20 protein-coding genes are annotated in these 22,061 nt (G+C 66.8%); 9 read left to right on the forward strand and 11 right to left on the reverse strand.

What is annotated here, in order from left to right:
- From rfbC to AC1D2K_RS08105, 3 genes are all read left to right on the forward strand, one after another.
- A partial coding sequence (gene rfbC, locus AC1D2K_RS08095; protein WP_478087758.1) for a dTDP-4-dehydrorhamnose 3,5-epimerase occupies positions 1-342 on the forward strand: 342 nt, incomplete at its 5' end.
- The gene (galE, locus tag AC1D2K_RS08100; RefSeq protein ID WP_478087760.1) at positions 339-1,337 is read left to right on the forward strand and encodes a UDP-glucose 4-epimerase GalE; all 999 of its coding nucleotides are present in this window, start codon (positions 339-341) and stop codon (positions 1,335-1,337) included. The genes rfbC and galE (AC1D2K_RS08100), both read left to right, overlap by 4 nt.
- Positions 1,338-1,450: 113 nt before the next feature.
- Positions 1,451-3,559 carry a glycosyltransferase gene (locus AC1D2K_RS08105; RefSeq protein WP_478087761.1) on the forward strand — a complete coding sequence of 703 codons (2,109 nt, stop codon included), beginning with the start codon at positions 1,451-1,453 and terminating at the stop codon, positions 3,557-3,559.
- 48 nt (positions 3,560-3,607) lie between these two features.
- Here AC1D2K_RS08105 and gmd read toward each other — a convergent pair whose 3' ends face one another.
- From gmd to AC1D2K_RS08125, 4 genes are all read right to left on the reverse strand, one after another.
- On the reverse strand, positions 3,608-4,645 hold the full coding sequence (gene gmd / locus AC1D2K_RS08110; protein WP_478087762.1) for a GDP-mannose 4,6-dehydratase: 1,038 nt from the start codon (positions 4,643-4,645) through the stop codon (positions 3,608-3,610).
- A gap of 81 nt (positions 4,646-4,726) precedes the next feature.
- Positions 4,727-5,428, reverse strand: a complete 702-nt coding sequence (locus tag AC1D2K_RS08115) for an ABC transporter ATP-binding protein (protein ID WP_478087764.1) — start codon at positions 5,426-5,428, stop codon at positions 4,727-4,729.
- Between the two features lie 6 nt (positions 5,429-5,434).
- On the reverse strand, positions 5,435-6,238 hold the full coding sequence (locus AC1D2K_RS08120; protein WP_478087766.1) for an ABC transporter permease: 804 nt from the start codon (positions 6,236-6,238) through the stop codon (positions 5,435-5,437).
- Positions 6,235-7,656: a mannose-1-phosphate guanylyltransferase/mannose-6-phosphate isomerase gene (locus AC1D2K_RS08125; protein ID WP_478087768.1), complete on the reverse strand. Its 1,422-nt coding sequence runs from the start codon at positions 7,654-7,656 to the stop codon at positions 6,235-6,237. The genes AC1D2K_RS08120 and AC1D2K_RS08125 overlap by 4 nt, the downstream gene beginning before the upstream one ends.
- A 265-nt stretch (positions 7,657-7,921) precedes the next feature.
- Between AC1D2K_RS08125 and AC1D2K_RS08130 the strand changes: the two genes are divergently transcribed.
- Positions 7,922-8,914 (forward strand): glycosyltransferase family 2 protein, encoded by a 993-nt coding sequence (locus AC1D2K_RS08130; protein ID WP_478087769.1) that lies wholly within the window; start codon positions 7,922-7,924, stop codon positions 8,912-8,914.
- Between the two features lie 32 nt (positions 8,915-8,946).
- Positions 8,947-9,999 carry a glycosyltransferase family 2 protein gene (locus tag AC1D2K_RS08135; protein ID WP_478087770.1) on the forward strand — a complete coding sequence of 351 codons (1,053 nt, stop codon included), beginning with the start codon at positions 8,947-8,949 and terminating at the stop codon, positions 9,997-9,999.
- On the opposite strand, the gene AC1D2K_RS08140 is transcribed toward AC1D2K_RS08135, so the two are convergent.
- Complete coding sequence (locus AC1D2K_RS08140; protein ID WP_478087772.1) at positions 9,981-10,751, reverse strand: glycosyltransferase family 2 protein; 771 nt, start codon at positions 10,749-10,751, stop codon at positions 9,981-9,983. The genes AC1D2K_RS08135 and AC1D2K_RS08140 overlap by 19 nt on opposite strands.
- Before the next feature lie 44 nt (positions 10,752-10,795).
- Between AC1D2K_RS08140 and AC1D2K_RS08145 the strand changes: the two genes are divergently transcribed.
- Both AC1D2K_RS08145 and argB read left to right on the forward strand, forming a co-directional pair.
- Complete coding sequence (locus tag AC1D2K_RS08145; RefSeq protein ID WP_478087773.1) at positions 10,796-11,890, forward strand: MraY family glycosyltransferase; 1,095 nt, start codon at positions 10,796-10,798, stop codon at positions 11,888-11,890.
- A gap of 252 nt (positions 11,891-12,142) precedes the next feature.
- A complete protein-coding gene (gene argB, locus AC1D2K_RS08150) occupies positions 12,143-13,036 on the forward strand; it encodes an acetylglutamate kinase (RefSeq protein ID WP_478087774.1) in 894 nt (297 codons plus the stop codon).
- A gap of 6 nt (positions 13,037-13,042) precedes the next feature.
- Here the strand turns inward: argB and galE (AC1D2K_RS08155) are convergent, their stop codons facing one another.
- The gene (gene galE, locus AC1D2K_RS08155) at positions 13,043-14,062 is read right to left on the reverse strand and encodes a UDP-glucose 4-epimerase GalE (RefSeq protein ID WP_478087776.1); all 1,020 of its coding nucleotides are present in this window, start codon (positions 14,060-14,062) and stop codon (positions 13,043-13,045) included.
- A 121-nt stretch (positions 14,063-14,183) separates the two neighbouring features.
- On the opposite strand from galE (AC1D2K_RS08155), the gene slmA reads away from it, so the two are divergent.
- Entirely contained in the window at positions 14,184-14,831 is a 648-nt protein-coding gene (slmA, locus tag AC1D2K_RS08160) for a nucleoid occlusion factor SlmA (protein ID WP_478087777.1), read from the forward strand.
- Positions 14,832-14,970: 139 nt separating this feature from the next.
- Positions 14,971-17,223 (forward strand): catalase/peroxidase HPI, encoded by a 2,253-nt coding sequence (gene katG / locus AC1D2K_RS08165; RefSeq protein ID WP_478087778.1) that lies wholly within the window; start codon positions 14,971-14,973, stop codon positions 17,221-17,223.
- A 51-nt stretch (positions 17,224-17,274) separates the two neighbouring features.
- Here the strand turns inward: katG and AC1D2K_RS08170 are convergent, their stop codons facing one another.
- The 5 genes from AC1D2K_RS08170 to AC1D2K_RS08190 all read right to left on the reverse strand — a co-directional run.
- Positions 17,275-17,679, reverse strand: coding sequence for a YjjA family protein (locus tag AC1D2K_RS08170; protein WP_478087780.1), 405 nt, complete (start codon positions 17,677-17,679; stop codon positions 17,275-17,277).
- 97 nt (positions 17,680-17,776) lie between these two features.
- A complete protein-coding gene (locus tag AC1D2K_RS08175) occupies positions 17,777-18,835 on the reverse strand; it encodes a malate/lactate/ureidoglycolate dehydrogenase (protein WP_478087782.1) in 1,059 nt (352 codons plus the stop codon).
- A gap of 5 nt (positions 18,836-18,840) precedes the next feature.
- The gene (locus AC1D2K_RS08180) at positions 18,841-19,770 is read right to left on the reverse strand and encodes an SMP-30/gluconolactonase/LRE family protein (protein WP_478087784.1); all 930 of its coding nucleotides are present in this window, start codon (positions 19,768-19,770) and stop codon (positions 18,841-18,843) included.
- Between the two features lie 16 nt (positions 19,771-19,786).
- The gene (locus AC1D2K_RS08185) at positions 19,787-21,313 is read right to left on the reverse strand and encodes a UxaA family hydrolase (RefSeq protein ID WP_478087786.1); all 1,527 of its coding nucleotides are present in this window, start codon (positions 21,311-21,313) and stop codon (positions 19,787-19,789) included.
- A gap of 187 nt (positions 21,314-21,500) precedes the next feature.
- On the reverse strand, positions 21,501-22,061 hold a 561-nt coding region (locus AC1D2K_RS08190), incomplete at its 5' end, for a FadR/GntR family transcriptional regulator (RefSeq protein ID WP_478087788.1).

Raw genomic sequence — 22,061 nt, forward strand, 5'->3', positions numbered from 1 at the left:
AAGCTCGTGCGTGTAGTGCGCGGGGCCGTGTTCGATGTGGCAGTCGACATCCGACCGTCTTCGCCCACCTTCGGGAAATGGGCAGGCGTCGAACTCACCGAGGACAATCATCGGCAACTCTGGGTGCCTGCGGGCTTGGCCCATGGATTCCTGGTGCTGAGCGACTCGGCGGACGTCCTCTACAAGGCCACGGACTATTACGCGCCCCAGTACGAGCGAAGCATCGCCTGGAACGATCTGGCCATTGGTATCCAGTGGCCGCTGGATGGCGAGCCCCTGCTGTCCGCAAAAGACGCCGATGCACCGTCGATGGCCGATGGTCTTCGTCGCGACGCCGCATGATTCTCGTCACCGGCGGTGCCGGGTACATCGGTTCCCATACGTGCGCCGAGTTGGCGCGGGCGGGGCGCGACTTCGTGATCCTGGACAACCTGTCCAACAGCACGACGGATGCCGTGGGCCGGCTGCAGCGGATCGTCGGCCGCGCGGTCTCCTTCTACGCGGGCGACGTGAGAGACGCGGCACTACTCGATCGCATCTTCAGCGAGCATCCGATCTCGTCGGTGTTGCACTTCGCGGGTCTGAAGTCGGTGGCCGATTCGGTAAGGCAACCGCTGGCCTACTTTGACAACAACGTCGTTGGTTCCATCCGGTTGCTCGAAGCGATGGAGCGCGCAGGCTGCATGACCCTGGTGTTCTCCTCGTCCGCGACCGTCTATGGCGACGCCTCGACGATGCCGGTCCGCGAGGATGCCATCTGCGTCACCGCCAGTCCCTACGGCCGGACCAAGTTGATGGTCGAAGAAATGCTGGGCGACCTACAAGCTGCGGACGAGGCGTGGCGGATTGCGCGCCTGCGTTACTTCAACCCGGTGGGCGCACACGAAAGCGGATTGCTGGGCGAGAGTCCGCGCGGCACGCCAAACAATCTGATGCCCTACGTGGCCCAGGTCGCGAGCGGCCTGAGGCCCCACGTGACTGTTTTTGGAAACGACTATCCAACACCCGACGGGACCGGCGTGCGCGACTATGTGCATGTGATGGATCTGGCACAGGGTCATGTGGCCGCTCTGGATTACCTCACAAAGAAGGCGGGCGACATCGTCTTGAATCTTGGTACGGGCAAGGGCACCTCGGTGCTCGAGATGCTCGATGCATTCGGCAAGGCGAGCGGCAGCCCGATTCCCTACGAGATCGCTCCGCGGCGGCCAGGGGATGTCGCGATCTGCTTCGCCGACGTCAGCCGCGCCAAGGATGTGCTGGGATGGACTGCCCAGCGCGGCATCGACCAGATGTGCCGTGATGCATGGCGTTGGCAACTCGCCAGCGCAGCCTGAATGAGTGAGATCGTTCCCGGTCCGGCGAAGCACAAATAGTGGGCTCCCTCGTCTTCGTCCTGACCGAACTCCGTCCCGATGAGGATGGAGAGACGGGGCATGCAATCTTCAACATGCTCCGCACGCTGTCCGCTGACGACAGCAAGCGCACGACACTGTGTCTGGTCGATTGCGTCGCCGACCTTGCTTCCTTCTCCGCAACATTTCCCGACGTTCGCCTGCTTCCCGTCGATACGCGCATCGACCAGGGCCGGCTGTCCAACGGCCGGCAGCATCCGCCGGCCCGGGCCTACCCGACGACCCCGTGCCAGTGGCGCTCGGCGGTCGTGTTGCGTGCATTGGCGAGCCTGGCCGAGACGTGCGCCATCGACTACCTGGAGTTTCCGGACCGTGGCGCCCTGGCCTTCAGTACCCTGCAGGAGCGCAATCTGCGCGGCTTCCTCGGCGATGCGACCATCGCGGTGCGAATCGGAACCTCGCAGACGCAATTGATGCAGGTCGAGGCGCAAGCGCTGGCGATCGAGCATCTGCACCTCAGCGACCTCGAGAGGAAATGTCTGCGCGACTGCGATCGGATCGTGACCCCTCTTCTTCCGGTGGCCGAGGCGACGCGGCAGTCGTTCGGCTTCTCGGTCGAGGAGTGGGGCCCTCGCCTCGTCGAGCATGCGCCCCTGGCGCTGCCCGAGCCCGGTGCGATAGCGCTCGAGGCCGTCGATGCCTCCCTTGGCCAGACCCTGGTGTTTCCCTCGACCTTGCGCAGAGTCAACCGCCCCGACCTGTTCGCCCGGGCCATCGGCAGCTTCTTGCGCACCAGGTCGGACTACACCGGTGCCGTCGTGTTCGGGGCGCCCGGCGTCGACCCGGAGTACCAGTCGGACATCGAGCGGCTCATTCCCGCCGATTGGGCCGGCCGCGTCGCACGCATGCCGGCGACGCAGGGCCCGCAGCGCGAAGCCGTCCTGCGGGGCGCTACGGTGGTCATCGCCGCGTCCTGGGATTCATATTGTTCGGTTGCGTACGAAGCCTCGCTGCTCGGCGCGAGGCTGATCCTGAACGAAACCAATCCCGCCTTCGGGGTCGGAACGCCATGGGAAGATGGCGTGAACTGCCTGAAGTTCGACGGCAGCGTGCGCGGACTGGTCGATGCCCTGAAGCGCAATGTCGAACGCAACGAGCGTCTGCGTCCGGTCGAGCCTCCCGTGCGACCGTGGCCCTGGCTGCCCGCGAGGCGCGAGCGTGGCGCGTGGCGTCGGCTCGACGAGCACCCGCTCGTGTCCGTCGTCATCGCGCATCACAACCTCGGCGCCTATCTGCCCGAAACGCTGGCCAGCGTGCGCGCACAGAGTTACGGACCGATCGAGATCGTGGTGGTCGACGATGCATCGACCGATCCGCACAGCGTGCTCGGCATCGAGGCGCTTGCGCGAGGCGCCGATCCAGGCCTCAAGGTCGTTCGCCTGTCCGGCAACGTCGGCCTGGCCGCGGCGCGAAACATCGGTGTGCGCCACGCCACCGGCCAATACGTCCTGACGCTGGATGCCGACGATCTCATCCACCCCGACTTCATTGCCGTGGGCGTCGAATCGCTCGAGAACAGGCCGGAGTTCGACCTGGTCGTCACGCCGGCGGGGTATTTCCTGGACGGCCAGGCGCTGCCGACGCCGGGCAAGTCCGTCGAGTTCGCCGGCTACGCCGTATTCTGCGGCGAAGCGGTGGTGGGTGGTCTGATCGAGAACAGGTTCTCCACCGCGACTGCGTTCTTCAGGAAATCCGCGCTGGTTCGCTTTCCCTATGAGGAGAGCCTGGGCTGCTTCGAGGATTGGTCGCTGTACCTGCGGATGTGCGAGGCGAGCGTCCGCTTCATCGTGACCAACGACGTCTTCTTCTACTACCGGCGCAGAATCAACTCGATGGTGCATACGCCGCGCGACCCCGCGCGCAAGCGAATCGAGTACAGCGACCTGATGAGGACCAGCGCTCCCGAAAGCCTCAAGCGGCGATCGAGGCAACTCGCCATCGGCATCGCGTCGCCCGTGGCGATCGTTCCGAAGAGCCCCTTCGCCGAGGGTCTCTTCGGCGCCCGAGGGCAGTACGACGAGCAGGTCGCCTTCGCTTCGCTCAAGCTCTCGCGATGGCTGGAGCGCAGGCTTCCGTGGCTGATCGACGGCGGAGTCTGGATCTCGAGCCGGGCCTGGCGCGCCTACCGCGCGCTGCGCGGATAGCACCGCGCGGCCGACCAGATGCCCTCCGGCATCTCGGCCCAGGCTTGTTCAGAACGAGAATCCCTGGGCGTTGCGCCGCAGGTCGGCCTCCACCATCATCTGGCACAACTGTTCCAGTTGCGTGGTCGGTTCCCAGCCGAGCTTGGCCCGGGCCTTGGACGCATCGCCGATCAGGAGTTCGACCTCTGCAGGGCGGTAGAACTTGGGGTTGATGCGCAAGACGGTCTTGCCGGTGGCCGTGTCGACCGCCAACTCTTCTTCGCCGGTACCCCGGAAGTCCACGATGATGCCGGCCCCCTTGAACGCCATCCGGACGAAATCGCGCACAGTTTCGGTTCGATTGGTTGCCAGCACGAAAGTGTCCGGTTCGTCGGCCTGCAGCATGCGCCACATCCCCTCGACATACTCCTTGGCAAATCCCCAGTCGCGCTTGGCGTCCAGGTTCCCCAATTCCAGTGCCTCGAGCTTGCCGAGCTTGATCTTGGCCACGCCATCGGTGATCTTGCGGGTCACGAACTCCCGGCCTCGCAGCGGGCTTTCGTGGTTGAAGAGGATGCCGCTGCTGCCGAAGATGCCGTAGCTTTCCCGGTAGTTCACGGTCATCCAGTGCGCGTAGAGCTTGGCGACCCCATAAGGGCTGCGGGGATAGAACGGCGTGCTTTCCACCTGGGGAACCGCCTGCACCTTGCCGAACATTTCGGACGTGCTGGCCTGGTAGAACTTGATTTTCGGGTTCTCCAGCCGGATCGCCTCGAGCAGGTTGAGCGCGCCCATCGCGGTGATCTGGGCGGTGGTGGTCGGCTGATCGAAGCTCACGCCGACAAAGCTCTGCGCGGCCAGGTTGTAGATTTCGTCGGGCTCGGCGTGAGTGACCAGCGACAGGGAACTGCCCAGGTCGGTCATGTCGTGCTCGGTGAGCTTCAGATTGGGATGGTTCTGGATGCCGAGCTCTTCGATGCGCCAGAAATTCACCGAGCTGGTTCTCCGAAAGGTTCCGTAGACGGTGTAGCCCTTGCTGAGCAGCAGCTCGGCAAGGTAAGCCCCATCCTGACCCGTAATGCCGGTAACGATTGCACGCCGATTCATGGAAGTCCTTTGAAGTTGAAAAAAGCGCGCCGCGCCAGCGCTTCCCCATTCATGACGCGTTTCCGATTCAGGTCCGGTGTCTCACTGCTCGACGATCCGGCCATGTTCCAGATGGATCACCCGATTGCACTCCTTGGCGATCAGGTCCGGCGAGTGCGAGGCGAGCACCAGAATGCCGGATTTCGCCACCACGTCCTTCATCCGCTGCTCGGCCTTGTGGGTGAATTCCGCGTCGCCGACCGACAGCCATTCGTCCATGAGAAGAATGTCGGCCTCGACACTGGTCGAGATCGAGAAGGCGAGGCGCATCAGCATCCCGGTGGAGTAGGTGCGAACCGGCATGTTGACGTATTCGCCGAGACCGCTGAATTCGCAGATGTCGGGCGTGAGCGCATCGATCTGCTTCTTGCTCATTCCCATGACCAGACCCCGGAGCATGATGTTCTCGACGCCCGTGGCGTCCGCCTCGATGCCGAGCGATGGATCGATCAGGCTGGACACCGAGCCTTGCCGGACGAATTCACCGGACGAAGGCTCGTAGACGCCGGCGAGCGCGCGCAGCAGGGTCGACTTGCCCGCGCCGTTGTGGCCGATGAGTCCCAGCCGATCGCCGCTCTTGAGTTCCAGGTTGATGTTGCTCAGGGCCTGGACGACATTGACGCCGGTCTCCTTGCCGAAACGGCCGCCGGTCACCGAGGCTGCCAGCGTCTTCTTGAACGAGGCGGCGCCAGCACCATAGATAGGGAAGTTGACCGAGACGTTCTTGAGGGAAATAAGTGCCATGATTCTTTAGAGCCAGTAGACGACGCGTCGGCGGTACTTCGCGAAGAGCAGACTCGACACGATCAGCGTGGCCACCGTCCAGCCCAGGATCCCCCACCAGTTGTGGCTTGCAGAAACGCCCCCCATGAGCGGGGTGCGAAGCAGGTCCAGCATCTGGGCGAACGGGTTCCAGAGCATGTATTGCGCGCGTTCGGGCAGGCTCGAAGGCAGCCAGAAGACAGGCGTCAGAAACATCAGCATCTGCATGACGCTGGTCACGATCTGTGTCACATCGCGAAACCGGGTGCAGACCAGTCCCAGCGCGAGGCCCACAGCCTGCGCGTTGATGAGCGCGAGCAGGAAGGCCGGAATGAAGAGCAATGCCGACCAGGACAAGGAAACGCCTGCCCAGATCGCCACCGGCACATACAGGATGATCTGGTGGCCGAACTGGATCAGGTTGCGCGCCATGCTCCGCCAGACGAACAGGCTGATCGGAAAATAGCCCTGCTTGAGGTAGTTGGCCGAGCCGATGAATGCATTGCACGAATCGATCACCATGCTGGTTAAGAATCCCCAGAAGATGATGCCGAGCGCCAGGTGCGGGAAGAACTGGGAGAGCTCGGTGCCGAACAGCGAACTGTAGAGTGGCCCCATGCCGCCGATCATTGCGCCCATGCTGAGAGTGAGCCAGAGCGGGCCCAGCATGGAGCGGCGATAGCGCAGAACGATGTCGAACCAGGCCAGCGTCCACCAGATATCGGTGCGGCGGGTGCCTTCCCACCAGTCGGCCCATGCGCTGCGATGCAGATTGGAGTGTGCCTGGCTCATGCGCGCCCGTAGGTGTCGGCAAGCCGCACGATGTCGTCTTCGCCGAGGTAGGTGCCGCACTGTACTTCGATGAGCACCAGTTCATCATTGCCTGTGTTGGTCAATCGATGTCTTTCTTTAAGAGGGATGTAACGATATTCGCCGGGGAGGGTCTCGTGCTGCGAATCGCCGATCTGGACCATGGCCGTGCCGCGCACCACCACCCAGTGTTCGGCGCGCTGGTGATGGTATTGCAGCGACAGCGCCTGGCCCGGTTTCACGGTGATGCGCTTGACCTTGTACCCATTTTCTTCCTTGAGCGAAGCATAGGTCCCCCACGGGCGGTGAACCACCGCCGGCAGCTGCACCGCCTCGTGCTGGCGGGCCTTCAAGGTTTCGACGATTTCACCGACGCGCTGGGCACTGTCCTTGTGGGCCACCAGCAGCGCGTCCGGCGTGTCGACGATCACGAGGTCATGGACGCCCAGCAGGCCCACGACCTTGGGGCCGTGACTGTCCACCTGGACGTGCGTGTTGCTGGCGTCGACGGCCACGGAACCCGCGGGAAGGGTGTTGCCGTCATTGTTCTTCGGGTGCGCGTTCGCCACCGAAGGCCAGGAGCCCACGTCGCTCCATCCGAAGGTGGCGGGCATCACGTGCAGATTGTCGGGTTGCGCCATGGCGGCGCCGCCGATGTCGATGCGGGGCAGGAGCCCGAACGCCTCGGCGTCGAACTGAACTTTGCCGCCAGCCGTTTGCGATGATTCGGTCGCTCGGCGTGCGGCGCTCAGCAACTCGGGCGCGTTGCGCTCGAGCGCCGAGAGGATCGCGTCCGCCGTGGCGCAGAACATCCCGCTGTTCCAGTAGTAACGGTCGCTCGCGAGGTACTCCTGCGCAGTCGGGGCGTCGACCATTCCCGCGAAGCGGCGGGCGGGCTGGCTTTCGCCCGATCGCCGCTCCACCTCGATATATCCGAAGCCTGTATCGGGGCCTGTGGGATTGATCCCCCAGGCCACGAAGCGGCCACTGGCAGCGAGTTCGAAGGCCTTGGCCGTGCCGGCCGCGAAGGCTTCGGCGTCCGGCACCAGATGGTCGGCGGGCAGGACCAGCATCACCGTATCGCCGCCGAACTGCCTGCCGCACTGGAGCGCCGCCAGCGCGATCGCCGGCCCGGTACCTCGGCTCTCGGGCTCGAGCAGCAGCGTGGACGCCGGCGGAACGGGGCACTGTCGCAACACGTCCTCGGCGAGGAACTGGTGGTCCTTGCCGGTGACGATCATGAGGTCGGCGATGCCGCACGCCTGCCCCCGCTCGATGGCCTGCTGAAGCAGAGTGGAGCCGCCGAGCTTGATGAAGGGCGGCGGGAAGGCCTGCCGGGACAGCGGCCAGAGCCTGGGTCCGGATCCTCCCGCGAGCACTACCGAAAGCAGTCGCATCATTGGTCTTTCTCTGTGAGCCGCGGATTTTACCGGCCGATCCGGTGTCCGCCCCGGGCGGCGAGGGGCGCCGTCGCGTGGCTCAAACCCGATCATTGCGAACATAATCACCGGCTGCCCGGCGACCGCGTCGCCCTGAACGCTCCGCGGGGACTGACCGCCCGGCATTCCGCGACGGGCGGATCGACTATCTGCGACCGGTATCCATGAAAGCTGTATTTCCATTCCTCCGGCCCGACCCGRCGACCTCGGCCGGCGCCGCCGCGCCATGACCCTGTCCGTCTCCGTCGCCCTTTGCACCCACAACGGCGCCCGATTCGTCGGCGAGCAGGTCCGCAGCATCTGCCTGCAAACCCTGCCGCCGGCCGAAATCGTCTTGTCCGACGACGCCTCCACCGACGGCTGCGTCGAGGTGGCGCAGAACGCCCTCGAGGCCTGCCTGYGCGAGCGCCCGGGCCTGGCAATCGGCTTTCGCGCGATCCGCAACGTGCCGGCCCTGCGCGTCACCAAGAACTTCGAGCAGGCGGCGCGCGCCTGCAGAGGCGACCTGATCGCGCTGAGCGACCAGGACGATGTCTGGCATCCCGAGCGCCTGGCGCGGATGGTGGCCGAGTTCGAACGGCGCCCCGACCTGCTGCTGCTGCACACCGACGCCCGGCTCGTCGATGACGCCCGCAAGGACCTGGGCCAGTCGCTTTTCCACGCGCTCGAGGTCAAGCCTTTCGAGCGCGCCTGGATCCACGGCGGCCGGGCCTTCGACGTCTTCCTGCGCCGCAATCTCGTGACCGGCGCAACGACCCTGTTCCGGCGCTCCCTGCTCGAGCAGGCGGCGCCCTTTCCGAAGGAATGGCTGCACGACGAGTGGCTGGGGATCGTCGCCTCCGCGATTGGCCTTGTCGACATGCTCGAGGATGAACTGATCGAATACCGCCAGCACGAAAGCAACCAGATCGGTGCGCGCCGCGATTCCTTCATGGGCAAGGTCAGAAAGGCGCTGGCTTCACGCGGCACCACCCACCACGAGCGAGCCTTGAAGGCCGAACTCCTGCTCGAGCGGCTGCTTTCCCTGGGCGACCAGGTGGCTCCGGATACCATCCGGAAGCTGCGCGACAAGCTGGAGCACCAGCGCTTCCGGGCCGCGCTGCCGCAGTCGAGGGTGGCGCGCTGCCTGCCCGTGTTCCGCGAAGCCCTGACCGGCCGCTACAACAAGTTCGGCCGCGGCACGCGTGGTGTCGTGCGCGACCTGTTCGAATCCGTCTGAAGACTCTCCCAAGAATCACCTAGCCACGCTGGATGCCCGCCAAGAACGATTCCACTCCCGCTGCCCGGCCTTCGGTCGTCGTCGTCATCCCGTTCTACAACGGCGCCGACTTCATCGAGCGTGCGGTCAAGAGCGTCTTCAACCAGACGGTGCCGGCCGACGAGGTCGTCGTGGTCAACGACGGCTCGCGCCCCGAGGAGCGCGAGGCGCTCGGCGTGCTCGCGCTGCGCTATCCGTTCCGGATCGTCGACAAGGAAAACGGTGGCCAGGGTTCGGCGCGCAACGCCGGCGTGGCCGCGTCGAGCTCGGCATTCCTCTGTTTTCTCGACCAGGACGATTTCTATCTTCCGAATCACATCGAGATCCTGGCCGATGCAATTCCCGCCGGTGACGCGCGCTTCGGCTTCGTTTACGCGGACTTGTACGAGGCCGACGTGGACGGCAACGTGGTGCGCACGGCGCTCGTGAAACAGCCTACAGCGAGCCATCCCAAGACCAACATCTTCGAATTGCTGCGCCATGACATGCTCGTGCTGCCGTCGGCGGCACTGGTGAGCCGGGTGGCGTTCGAGGCGGTGGGCGGCTTCGACCCCCAGTTCATGGGCTTCGAGGATGACGACCTGTTCCTGCGCGTGTTTCGCAAGGGCTACGGCAACTACTTCGTCGACCGCGCCGTCACGGTCTGGTGCATCCACACCGACAGCACGTCCTTCAGCATCCGCATGGTCCGCAGCCGCTTTCGCTACTTCAAGAAGCTCGCCGACATGTTCCCCGACCAGCCGCGGCGCGGGCGTTTCTTCCTTCGCGACTACCTGATGCCGAGATTCGGCAAGCATTTCGTCGACGATGCAATCGAGGCGGTCAAGCTCGACAGCGAGTACCGAGAGGAGATGTTCGCCCACCTGGACGAATACGCCCGCCTTGTGCTGACCAACCCCTATGTGGGCTGGCGAGCCAAGGCCAAGCTGCGGTTGACGAGGTTCCTGCTCTCGCACAGCTCCCCCGGCATGGTCCGGGCGATCGGCGCCGCCACCAAGCTGCCGCTGATCCGCGGCTTCCGCAGGCTCTACCGGACCGGGGCCTGAGCAGCGTTGCGCAGCGCGCTGCGGAAGCGCCAGAAGGCCGGCGAGCTCCACACCTTGAGCAGGCTGGTCAGGTGCCAGTAGAGGTGCCTGTGGCTCGTCCGGCTGGCCCGCCGCGCATCGTGCAGGACCAGCAGGTCTTCGGCCACCTGCAGCTTCCAGCCGGCGAGTTGCGTGCGGGCGCAGATGTCGAAATCCTCGCCGTACATGAAGAAGCGCTCGTCGAAGCCGCCGATCTCGCGGTAGGCGTCGCTGCGGAACAGCATGAAAAGCCCCGGAATCCAGTGCGGCACCGCGGGGCGGGCGTAGTCCGGGCGGCGGCGCACCAGGATCTCGCGCGGCGTGATCAGGGCCCGGTGCTGCTCGGGCTCGGCCTTGCCGGGCTCGAGGATGCGCGGTGTCAGCAGGCCGCTGTCCGGACGCGCCTGCGCGACCAGCGGCGCCAGGATGTCGCGGTCGAAGCGGATGTCCGGGTTGAGCACCAGGAACCAGGGTGTCGCGCAGCGCCGGAAAGCCTGGTTGTGGTTGGCGCCGAAGCCCTTGGGAGCCTGGTTCTCGATCCGTTCCACCTCGAAGCCCCACTGCAGGCCGGCCAGCGCGTCGGCCTCGGGGATGTTGATCGTGAGCACGACCTTGGCGACCATGCCGCGGCTGAAGCGGTCGAGTTCCTCGATCAGCGGGCGCACCAGGTCGAGCTGGCCGTGGCTCACGATCGACACCGTGAGGGCGGGAGGGGGAAGGGGGGGCATCGGCATGGTCTAATTTCGCTCGGGAATTCTAGGGTTCCCGCCAACACCCCATGATTGCCCTGATCGTCATCAGTTTCCTTGTCTCCGTCTTCGCCGTGCAGGTGTTCATGCGCCGCGCCCGTCGGCATGCGCGGCGCTACGCCGCCGACATGCCGCAGCGCTTCCACAAGGGGCATGTGCCCCGGCTGGGAGGGGCCGGCATCTTCATCGGCACCGGGGTCGCGTGGCTGGTCGCGGGCGTCGGGCCGGATCCGTTCAATGTGTCCTGGCCGCTCAAGGCCTCGGCGCTGACGCTGCTGTGCATCGCCCCGGCCGTGATCGGCGGCATCATCGAGGACGTGACCCAGCGGGTCTCGGTCCGTTACCGGCTCGGGCTCACGATCGGCTCTGCGCTGCTGCTGTGCTGGGTGCTGAACCTGGGCCTGGCGCGCACCGGCATCGCCACGGTCGATGATTGGCTGCAGGCCATGCCCTACGCCGCCATCCTGTTCGCGGCGCTGGCCATCGGCGGCCTGCCGCATGCCTTCAACATCATCGATGGCTACAACGGCCTGGCCGGCACGGTCGCGGTGCTGGTTTGCCTGGCGATCACCCACGTCGCGCTGCAGGTCGGCGACCGTCAGCTCGCCGCCATGGTGATCTGCCTGGTCGGCGCCACGCTGGGCTTCCTGATCTGGAACTACCCGCGCGGCAAGATCTTTGCCGGCGATGGCGGCGCCTACGTCTGGGGCATGGTGATCGCGGTGGCCGCGGTGACGCTGGTGCAGCGGCACCGGGTGGTGTCGCCATGGTTCCCGATGCTGCTTTTGATCTACCCGGTGTGGGAGACGCTGTTCTCCATCTACCGCAAGTTGGCGCGCGGCCAGTCGCCGGGCACCGCCGACGCGCTGCATTTCCACCAGCTGATCTTCCGCCGCATCGTGCGCGTGGCCTTTGCAGACGACGAGGCGCGGCAGCTGCTGGCCCGCAACAACCGTACCTCGCCCTACCTCTGGATCTTCGCCGCGCTGACCGTGGTGCCGGCGGTGCTGTTCTGGAACAACACGCCGGTGCTGATGGCCTTCTGCGCGCTGTTCGTCGCCACCTACGTGGCGGCCTACCTGATGATCGTGCGGTTCAAGGTGCCGCGCTGGCTGCGGCCGTGACTGTTGCTCGCCCCCAGGTTGGGCTCACTGCGTGTAGCGCGCCTCGAGTCGCTGCCAGAGGCAGCGGCTCTTTGGGCCGTCCAAGCCTGCGCAGGCAGGCTTGGAGCCGCGGCCCTCAGCCCCCTGCCGGGGGCAACACCGGCGGCCCGGCGAAGCCGGTTCCGCGGTGTTTCACCAACGGGCCTGGCTTCGCCGGCCGGGTGGCGTGCAGTTCCGCCACAATCCAGGTTCTGCTCTTTCCATCGCTCTGACATGACCGATCCTGTGCTCAACATCCCCCCGCGCGACAAGGCCGAGATCCTGGCCCAGGCGCTGCCTTACATCCGCAAGTTCCACGGCAAGACCATCGTCATCAAGTACGGCGGCAATGCCATGACCGACCCCGAGTTGCAGGCCGATTTCGCCGAGGACGTGGTGCTGCTCAAGCTGGTCGGCATGAATCCGGTGGTGGTGCACGGCGGCGGCCCGCAGATCGAGGCGGCGCTGAAACGGCTCGGCAAGACCGGCCATTTCGTCCAGGGCATGCGCGTGACCGACTCCGAAACCATGGAAGTGGTCGAGTGGGTGCTGGCCGGCGAGGTGCAGCAGGACATCGTGGGCCTGATCAACCAGGCCGGCGGCAAGGCGGTGGGCCTGACCGGGCGCGACGGTGGCCTGATCCGGGCCCAGAAGCTCAAGATGGCCGATCGCAACGACCCCAACCTGCACCACGACGTCGGGCAGGTCGGCGACATCGTCTCGATCGACCCGAGCGTGGTCAAGGCGCTGCAGGACGACGCCTTCATCCCGGTGGTGAGCCCAATCGGCTTCGGCGAGGAGAACGAGAGCTACAACATCAACGCCGACGTCGTCGCCGGCAAGCTGGCGATCGTGCTCAAGGCCGAGAAGCTCATGATGCTCACCAACACGCCCGGCGTGCTCGACAAGAACGGCAACCTTCTGACCAACCTCAGTGCCCGGGAGATCGACGAGCTGTTTGCCGACGGCACCATCTCCGGCGGCATGCTGCCGAAGATCGAAGGCGCGCTCGATGCCGCCAAGAGCGGCGYCAACGCGGTCCACATCATCGACGGCCGGGTGCCCCACTCGATGCTGCTCGAAATCCTCACCGACCAGGCTTACGGCACGATGATTCGCGCCCGGTAACGGCGCTCAGTCCTCGTAACCTCTGGGATTCGCTTGCTGCCAGCGCCAGCTGTCAGCGCACATCTGGTCCAGCCCGCGCCCGGCCTTCCAGCCTAGCGTGGCCTCGGCCAGCGACGGATCACCCCAGCAAGCCGGCACGTCGCCGGCGCGCCGCGGGCCGATCTCGTAGGCGATGCGCCGGCCGCTGGCCCGTTCGAAGGCCTTCACCACGTCGAGCACCGAGACGCCCCGGCCGGTGCCCAGGTTCAGGGTGGTCAGCCCCGGCTGCCGCTCGGTATGGCGCAGCGTCGCCACATGCCCCTCGGCCAGGTCCATCACGTGCACGTAGTCGCGCACGCCGGTGCCGTCGGGTGTCGGGTAGTCGCCGCCGTGCACCGCGAGCCTGTCGCGCAGGCCCACCGCGACCTGGCAGACAAAGGGCATCAGGTTGTTCGGTTTGCCTTGGGGGTGCTCGCCGATCAGGCCGCTCTCATGCGCGCCCACCGGATTGAAATAGCGCAGCAGCGCGATGCGCCAGCTCGGGTCCGAGCGCTGCAGGTCGCCCAGCGCTTCCTCGACCATCAGCTTCGAGCGGCCATAGGGACTGGCCGGCCGCGTGGGGGCGTCTTCCGGGATCGGCGACCGGTCGGGCTCGCCGTAGACGGTGGCCGAGGACGAGAAGATCAGCGTCCGCACGCCGGCCGCCTGCATCGCGGCGGCGAGTACGAAGCTGCCGTGCACGTTGTTGTCGTAATAGCCGATCGGGTCGGCCACCGAATCGCCCACGGCCTTGAGGCCGGCGAAATGGATCACGCCGGCGATCGGCTGTTCGGCAAAGAGCCGGTCGAGCAGCGCCCGGTCGCGCACGTCGCCTTCGATGAAGCGCGGCGCGCTGCCACTGATGCGCGCCAGCCTGTCGAGCACCCGCAGGTCGCTGTTGCCCAGGTTGTCCAGCACCAGCGGCGCGTAGCCCGCTTCGGCCAGCGCCACGCAGGTGTGGCTGCCGATGAATCCGGCGCCGCCGGTCACGAGGATGGTCTTGTTCATCGTCTCTCTCGCCATTCGGTCGAAAATGTCTGTCGATTCTGCGCGACAAGCAGGGCTTGCCCGGTTGGCGCCCGCTCACGTCCGTGTGCGAGAATCATTTTTTTACATTTTGCACGCGCCCATGCAGAACGATGATGAGCCGAGCGCCTCCGGCGCCACAAGCACTTCAGAACCGGTGGCCGCACCGACCCGCAAGCGCCCCAAGCCGGGCGAACGGCGCGTGCAGATCCTCCAGGCCCTGGCGGCCATGCTGGAGCAGCCGGGCGCCGAGCGCGTGACCACGGCGGCACTCGCTGCCAGGCTCGACGTCAGCGAGGCCGCCCTGTACCGCCATTTCGCCAGCAAGGCGCAGATGTTCGAGGGGCTGATCGACTTCATCGAGCAGAGCGTCTTCACGCTGGTCAACCAGATCGTCGAGCGCGACGCCCCGGGCCACGAGCAGGCTGCGCACGTCGTCACGATGCTGGTGCAGTTCGCCGAGAAGAACCCCGGCATGACCCGCGTGATGGTGGGTGATGCGCTGGTGTTCGAGAACGAGCGCCTGCAGAACCGCATGAACCAGTTCTTCGACAAGATCGAGGCGACGCTGCGCCAGGCCCTGCGCGGCGCGGCGGCGGTCGATGGATCGGCCACGCCGAGTGTCGATGCCCAGGTGCGGGCCTCTGCGCTCACGGCCTTCGTGGTCGGGCGGCTGCAGCGTTTTGCGCGCTCCGGCTTCCGGCGTGCGCCCTCCGAATATCTGGACGCCTCGGTCGCGCTGATGCTTTGAGGCGGTGAGCCGATTCCGGCGCCCAGGGGGGCGCCGGCGCGCGCTATGGGCGAGATCGGCAATCCCTATTCGAGCCATGCCGGTTCTGCCACAGAATCCAACTCCTTTCACACTTGAAAAAGAACAGAGGAGTTCGAGGATGAGCAACGAAAAGACAGAGGCGAAGTGCCCCTTCAGCCAGGCGGCAGGGACTGGCACGACCAACCGTGACTGGTGGCCCGGACAGTTGCGCGTGGATCTGCTTCATCAACACTCGTCGAAGTCCGATCCCATGGGCGAGGGCTTCGACTACGCGGCGGAATTCAAGAGCCTCGACCTGGCCGCCGTGAAGAAGGACCTCGCCGCCCTGATGACCGACTCGCAGGATTGGTGGCCGGCCGACTTCGGTCACTACGGTCCCTTCTTCGTCCGCATGGCGTGGCACAGCGCCGGCACCTACCGCATCGGCGATGGGCGCGGGGGCGCCGGCCGCGGCCAGCAGCGTTTCGCGCCGCTGAACAGCTGGCCGGACAACGTGAGCCTCGACAAGGCGCGCCGCCTGATCTGGCCGATCAAGCAGAAGTACGGCAGGAAGATCTCGTGGGCCGACCTGATCATCCTCACGGGCAACGTCGCGCTCGAAACCATGGGCTTCAAGACCTTCGGCTTTGCCGGCGGACGCCCCGATGTGTGGGAGCCTGATCAGGACGTGTACTGGGGTCGCGAGTCGACGTGGCTCGGTGGCGACCTTCGCTACTCGAAAGGGTCGCCCGGCGTCGACGAGGGCCACGCCGTGCTCCCGAAGGACGACGACAGCCAGGTGGCGCATGCGCGCGACCTCGAGAACCCGCTCGCTGCGGTGCAGATGGGTCTGATCTATGTCAACCCCGAAGGACCGGACGGCAAGCCCGATCCGGTGGCCGCGGCGCAGGACATCCGCGACACCTTCGCCCGCATGGCGATGGACGACGAGGAAACCGTGGCGCTGATCGCCGGCGGCCACACGTTCGGCAAGACGCACGGCGCGGCCGAGGCGAGCCATGTCGGGCACGAACCCGAAGCCGCCGGCATCGAGGACCAGGGCCTCGGGTGGAAGAGCAGTTTCGGCACCGGTCGCGGCGCCGATACGATCAGCAGTGGCCTGGAAGTCACCTGGACCACCACGCCGACGAAGTGGAGCAGCAACTTCTTCTGGAACCTGTTCGGCTACGAGTGGGAGTTGACGAAGAGCCCGGCCGGTGCGCACCAGTGGGTCGCCAAGGGCGCCGGCGCGACGATCCCGCATGCCTTCGATCCGTCGAAGAAGCTCGTGCCGACCATGCTGACGACCGACCTGTCGCTGCGCTTCGACCCGGCCTACGAAAAGATCTCGCGGCGCTTCATGGAGAACCCCGACCAGTTCGCCGACGCCTTCGCCCGCGCCTGGTTCAAGCTCACCCATCGCGACATGGGGCCGCGCGCGCGCTACCTCGGGCCGGAGGTACCCGCCGAAGAACTGATCTGGCAGGACCCGATCCCCGCAGTCGACCATCCCCTGGTCGAAGCGCAGGATGTCGAGGCCCTCAAGAAGAAGGTGCTGGCCTCGGGCCTGACCCCGGCGCAGCTCGTCTCGACGGCCTGGGCGTCGGCATCCACCTTCCGCGGCTCCGACATGCGCGGCGGTGCGAACGGCGCACGGATTCGCCTGGCACCGCAGAAGGATTGGGCCGTCAACGAGCCCGAGCAACTGGCCAAGGTGCTCCAGGTGTTCGAGGGCATCCGCAGCGAGTTCAACGCAGCCCAGAGCGGCGGCAAGAGGATCTCTCTGGCCGACCTGATCGTCCTGGCCGGTGACGCGGGYGTGGAGCAGGCTGCCCGCGACGGCGGCCGGGAGATCCGCGTGGCCTTCACGCCGGGGCGCACGGATGCCTCGCAAGCGCAGACCGACGTGCCCTCGTTCGCGCCGATGGAGCCTTACGCGGATGGTTTCCGCAACTTCGCGAAGGGCCGCTACAGCGTTCCCGCGGAAGTGCTGCTGCTCGACAAGGCGCAACTGTTGACCTTGACTGCGCCGGAGACGGCGGTGCTCGTCGGTGGCCTGCGCGTGCTCGGTGCCAATGTCGGGCAGTCCCGGCAAGGTGTCTTCACCACCAGGCCGGGCAGCTTGAGCAACGACTTCTTCGTCAACCTGCTCGACATGGGCACGGAGTGGAAGCCGGTCGCGGGACGCAGCGATGCGTTCGAAGGGCGCGACCGCAAGTCGGGCAAGCTCAAGTGGACCGGGACCCGCGCCGATCTGGTGTTCGGGTCGAACGCGCAACTGCGCGCCGTCGCCGAGGTCTACGCCAGCGCGGACGCAGGGGCGAAGTTCGTCGATGACTTCGTGGCGGCATGGACCAAGGTGATGAACCTCGACCGGTTCGACATCGGCTGAGTCGGCGCGTGCTTTCGCGGCGTGCCCGGGCCGGCGCCGGGCCGCGGGGGCCTACAACATCCCCTTGGCCTGCTTGAGCACGAAGTCGCAGGCCTTGCGCGTGACTTCCTGCTTCAGGCCGCCGCCGGTCAGATCCATCTTCTTGCCGTCGCTGGTGGTCAGGATGCCCTGGGAGCCGTCGACGTAACCGGGGTCGGAGGCCGGCTTGCCGCCCGGGATCTTGCCCATCAGCTGGTCCTTGATGCCCGAGGCGCCATCGACGCTCAGGTAGTTGTTCTTGAGGCAGTACTCGATCACGCCGGCTGCGTTGCCGAGACTGCCCGAGGCCATCGAGCCGGACGCGCCGCCGGCCAGCCCCTTGAGCATGTCCAGTGACTGGGCCTGCGCCAGGCCCGCGCTGCCGAGCAGCAGGGCGATGGCGCTGACGCGCATGAAGCGTTGACGGACAGTGTTCATGGTCGATTCCTTGAAGCGTTGAGGCGCGTTGGGGAAACCATAGCGCAAGCCCGAGGCCCGGCTGCGACGACATTGAAACAGTTGGTGGTCGGCGCGCTCAGCCGACCGTGACACCGACCTTCCGTCCCGCCTCCACGATCTCGCCCCAGGTCGCGTCGTCGAGCCAGATGCCCTCGCGTTCGCGCGTCGCGCGCGCCTTTCGCTCGGGCTCGCCCGCGATCTGCACCGCATCGAATCCAGCCCCCGCCGGGCTTTGGCGCAGCCAGTCGATGAAGGCCTTCGCCTCCTGCTCGAAACTGGCCTGGGTGCCGAGCTTGGCGGGGTCGATCAGCACCACCAGCATGCCGTTCAGCACGGTGCGCGCGGTGTCGGCCGGACGATGCCAGGTGCCGCCACCGGTCAGCGCGCCGCCGAGCAGTTCGCAGGCCACGGCCATGCCATAGCCCTTGTGCTCGCCGAAGGTCATCAACGCGCCGAAGAGGCCGTTGCTCTGCGGCACCACGACCACGCCGGGATCGTCGGTCGGCGCGCCGTGCTCGTCGATCAGGTGTCCGGGCGGCACGCGCTCGCCCTTGTTGTAGGCCACGCGCATCTTGCCCTGCGCCACCCGGCTGGTCGCGAAGTCGAGGATGAAGGGCTCGGCCCCCGCGAGCGGCACGCCGATGCAGCAGGGGTTGGTACCGAAGCGGCCATCGCCACCACCCCAGGGCGCGACCACCGGCCGCGACAGCACATTGACGAAGTGCATCGCCACCAGGCCCTGGGCCACCGCCATCTCCGCGAAGTGGCCGATGCGGCCCAGGTGATGCGCGCTGGCGAGCGACAGGATGCAGCTGCCGAGCTGCTTCGCACGCGCGATGCCGAGTTCCATCGCCTGCACGCCGACGATCTGCCCGTAGCCGTGCTGGCCATCGAGCGCGAGCATCGCGCCGGCATCGAGATTGATCTTCACCGAGGCATTGGGAACGAGTCCGCCTTCGGCCACCGCGTCGACATAGCGCGGCAGCATGCCGACGCCATGCGAATCGTGGCCGCTGAGGTTGGCCAGCACCAGGTTGGCGGCGACCTGCTCGGCCTCGGGCGGCGCGCTGCCCGCCGCCGCCAGGATGCGGGCGACCTGTGTTCGAAGGGTGCCGGGGTCCAGTGTGGTCGACATGTGGTTCAAGCTCCCTTGGCGTTGAGGGTGATGGCGTAGAGCGAACGGGTGGCGCAGATGAAGAGCCGGTTGCGCTTGGGGCCGCCGAAGCAGACGTTGGCGGCCCGCTCCGGCAGCAGGATCTTGCCGATCAGGCTGCCATCGGGGTCGTAGGCGTGCACGCCGTCGGCGGCGCTGGTCCAGATGCGGCCTTGGGTGTCGAGCCGGAAGCCGTCGAACAAGCCGTTGGTGCATTCCGCGAACAGGCTGCCCGCGCCCAGGCGCCGGCCATCGCTCGCGAGCGCGAAGCGGCGGATGTGGCGCGGCCCGTCGGCGGCGTGGCTGGCGCCGGTGTCGGCGATGTAGAGCATCGACTCGTCGGGCGAGAAAGCCAGTCCGTTGGGCTTGACGAAATCGTCCGCGACGAGCTCGACCGCGCCGCTTGCGGGATCGATGCGGTAGACGTTGCAGGCGCCGATCTCGCTCTCGGCGCTCGATCCTTCGTAGTCGCTCAGGATGCCGTAGCTCGGGTCGGTGAACCAGATGCCGCCGTCGGAGTGCACCACGACGTCGTTGGGCGAATTCAGGCGCAAGCCACGCCAGTGCGAGGCCAGCACCGTGRGGCTGCCGTCGTGCTCGGTGCGCGTCACGCGCCGCGTCAGGTGCTCGCAGCTGACCAGCCGGCCTTGGCGGTCGACCGTGTTGCCGTTGGAATGGTTAGCCGGCTCGCGGAACACCGCGACCGTGCCGTTGCGCTCGTCGAGCCGAAGCATGCGGTTGTTGGGGATGTCGGACCAGACGAGGATGCGATGGGCGCCGAACCAGGCCGGGCCCTCGCACCAACGTGCGCCGGTCCAGAGCCGTTCGACCTGCTCGGGCCCGGGCACCAGGCGGTTGAAGCGCGGATCGAGCTTTTCGAAGCCCGTGCCGTCGAGCGCGCCGAAGGGTGCTTGCATCGCTGGTGCCATGGCCCTACATCACCGCGCCGACCTGCCAGGGCACGAACTCGTTCTGCCCGTAGCCGTGGCGCTCGCTCTTCGAGGGTTCGCCCGATGCGGTCGCCAGCACCAGCTCGAAGATCCGCTGGCCCATTTCCTGGATCGACACCGTGCCTTCGACGATCTCGCCGCAGTTGATGTCCATGTCTTCTTCCTGCCGCTGCCACAGCGCCGAGTTGGTCGCCAGCTTGAGCGAGGGCGAGGGCGCGCAGCCGTAGGCCGAGCCGCGGCCGGTGGTGAAGCAGATCATGTTGGCGCCGCCCGCCACCTGGCCGGTCGCGCTCACCGGGTCGTAGCCGGGCGTGTCCATGTAGACGAAGCCGTGCGCGGTCACGGGCTCGGCGTATTCGTACACCGCCTCGAGGTTGCTGGTGCCGCCCTTGGCCACCGCGCCCAGCGACTTCTCGAGGATGGTCGTGAGCCCGCCGGCCTTGTTGCCGGGCGAGGGGTTGTTGTTCATCTCGCCTTCGTTGATGGCGGTGTAGTGCTCCCACCAGCGGATGCGCTCGACCAGCTTCTCGCCCACTTCGCGCCGGACCGCGCGGCGCGTCAGCAGGTGCTCGGCGCCGTAGACCTCGGGCGTCTCCGACAGGATCGCGGTCCCGCCGTGCGCGACCAGCAGGTCGACCGCCGCGCCCAGCGCCGGGTTGGCGCTGATGCCCGAGTAGCCGTCGGAGCCGCCGCACTGCAGTCCGATCGTGATGTGGGCCGCGCTCAGCGGCTCCCGCTTCACCGCGTTGGCGCGCGGCAGCATCTCGTGGATGAGCGCCACGCCTTTCTCGACCGTCTTGCGCGTGCCGCCGGTGTCCTGGATGTTGAAGACGCGGAAGTTCTCGCCTTCGCTGAGATTGCCGGTCGCCAGCCAGGCGTTGATCTGGTTGGCCTCGCAGCCCAGCCCGACCACCAGCACCGCCGCGAAGTTGGCGTGCGTGGCATAGCCCGTGAGCGTGCGCTCGAGGATCTGCATCCCCATGCCGCCGGTGTCCATGCCGCAGCCCGTGCCGTGCGTGAGCGCGACCACGCCGTCGACGTTCGGGTAGTCCGCCAGCGCGCCCGGGTTGGTCTTGCGCGAGAAGTGGTCGGCGATGGCGCGCGCGGCCGTGGCCGAGCAGTTCACGCTGGTCAGCACGCCGATGTAGTTGCGGGTCGCGACCCGGCCGTCGGCACGGCGGATGCCCATGAAGGTGGCTTCGCGCCGCGCGGGTGCGGGCTTGACGTCGGYGCCGAAGGCGTAGTCGCGCTCGAAGTGGCCCTTGTCGGGGCCCATGTCGAGGTTGTGCGTGTGCACGTGCTCGCCGGGCGCGATCGGCTTGCTCGCGAAGCCGATGATCTGGTTGTAGCGGCGCACCGGCGCGCCCGGCGCGATGGCGCGCACGGCGATCTTGTGGCCGGGCGGGATCAGCCCGCGCGAGGTCACGTTCTCGACCTGCGTGCCGCCGAGCAGCTGGGAGCGGGCGATGACGACGTCGTCGGCCGGATGGAGTCGGATGAAGGGGTTCATGTGGGGATCCTTGTCAGTTTCTTACTGCGCCGTGCGCGGCCTGGGAGAGGGAGAAAGACCAGCCCCGGCCGGCGCAGCCAGGCCCGTCGGTGGAACACCGAGGAACCGGCTTTGCCGGGCCTCTGGTGTTGCCCCCGGCAGGGGGTGGGCGCCCGGACACGAAGTGCCGGGCAACCTGGGGGCGAGCTCATAGTTTTGCCCGGCGCCAACTCACGCTGAACCGTTGATGGGAACGGTCCATGTGTTCGTGCATTGCGGCGCGCGCGGCGTCGGGGTCGCGCGCCACGATGGCGGCCTGGATGGCGGCGTGTTCCGCGATCGCGCTCTGCCAGGATTTGTCCGTCTCGAAGTAGCCGCCGAGGCGCTTGAACAGGGGGCCGCTGCGTGAATCGAGAAAGCCCTGCACCGTCTCGGTCAGCACTGCGTTGCCGCTGGCTTGCACGATGGCGACGTGAAAGGCACGGTCGGCGTCGAGCGGCATCACGCCGCGTGCGGCGAGCTCGCGCATCTCGTCGAGTGCGCGAGCGATGGCGTCGCGATCGGCTCGCTTGGCCGAGAGGGCGGCGAGCGCGGCGGTCTCGCCCTCGATCACGCGACGGGCGCGGATCAGTTCGAGCGGACCCCAGCCCAGCACCTCGTCCGGTGCCGCCGTCCGCTTCGAGCGGTCGAGCACGTAGACGCCCGAGCCGGTGCGCACCTCGACCCGGCCTTCGACTTCGAGGGCGATCAGCGCCTCGCGCACCGAGGG

The sequence above is a fragment of the Variovorax sp. P1_H12_2 genome (genome assembly GCF_056405335.1).

Excerpts from the sequence above, each read along its gene's own strand:
- AC1D2K_RS08145 (WP_478087773.1), top strand. The coding sequence starts at position 10,796 with ATGATTGCCCTGATCGTCATCAGTTTCCTTGTCTCCGTCTTCGCCGTG.
- gmd (WP_478087762.1), bottom strand. The coding sequence starts at position 4,645 with ATGAATCGGCGTGCAATCGTTACCGGCATTACGGGTCAGGATGGGGCT.
- AC1D2K_RS08170 (WP_478087780.1), bottom strand. The coding sequence starts at position 17,679 with ATGAACACTGTCCGTCAACGCTTCATGCGCGTCAGCGCCATCGCCCTG.
- AC1D2K_RS08135 (WP_478087770.1), top strand. The coding sequence starts at position 8,947 with ATGCCCGCCAAGAACGATTCCACTCCCGCTGCCCGGCCTTCGGTCGTC.
- AC1D2K_RS08175 (WP_478087782.1), bottom strand. The coding sequence starts at position 18,835 with ATGTCGACCACACTGGACCCCGGCACCCTTCGAACACAGGTCGCCCGC.
- AC1D2K_RS08120 (WP_478087766.1), bottom strand. The coding sequence starts at position 6,238 with ATGAGCCAGGCACACTCCAATCTGCATCGCAGCGCATGGGCCGACTGG.
- galE (WP_478087776.1), bottom strand. The coding sequence starts at position 14,062 with ATGAACAAGACCATCCTCGTGACCGGCGGCGCCGGATTCATCGGCAGC.
- AC1D2K_RS08105 (WP_478087761.1), top strand. The coding sequence starts at position 1,451 with ATGCTCCGCACGCTGTCCGCTGACGACAGCAAGCGCACGACACTGTGT.
- galE (WP_478087760.1), top strand. The coding sequence starts at position 339 with ATGATTCTCGTCACCGGCGGTGCCGGGTACATCGGTTCCCATACGTGC.
- AC1D2K_RS08140 (WP_478087772.1), bottom strand. The coding sequence starts at position 10,751 with ATGCCGATGCCCCCCCTTCCCCCTCCCGCCCTCACGGTGTCGATCGTG.
- AC1D2K_RS08125 (WP_478087768.1), bottom strand. The coding sequence starts at position 7,656 with ATGATGCGACTGCTTTCGGTAGTGCTCGCGGGAGGATCCGGACCCAGG.
- slmA (WP_478087777.1), top strand. The coding sequence starts at position 14,184 with ATGCAGAACGATGATGAGCCGAGCGCCTCCGGCGCCACAAGCACTTCA.
- AC1D2K_RS08115 (WP_478087764.1), bottom strand. The coding sequence starts at position 5,428 with ATGGCACTTATTTCCCTCAAGAACGTCTCGGTCAACTTCCCTATCTAT.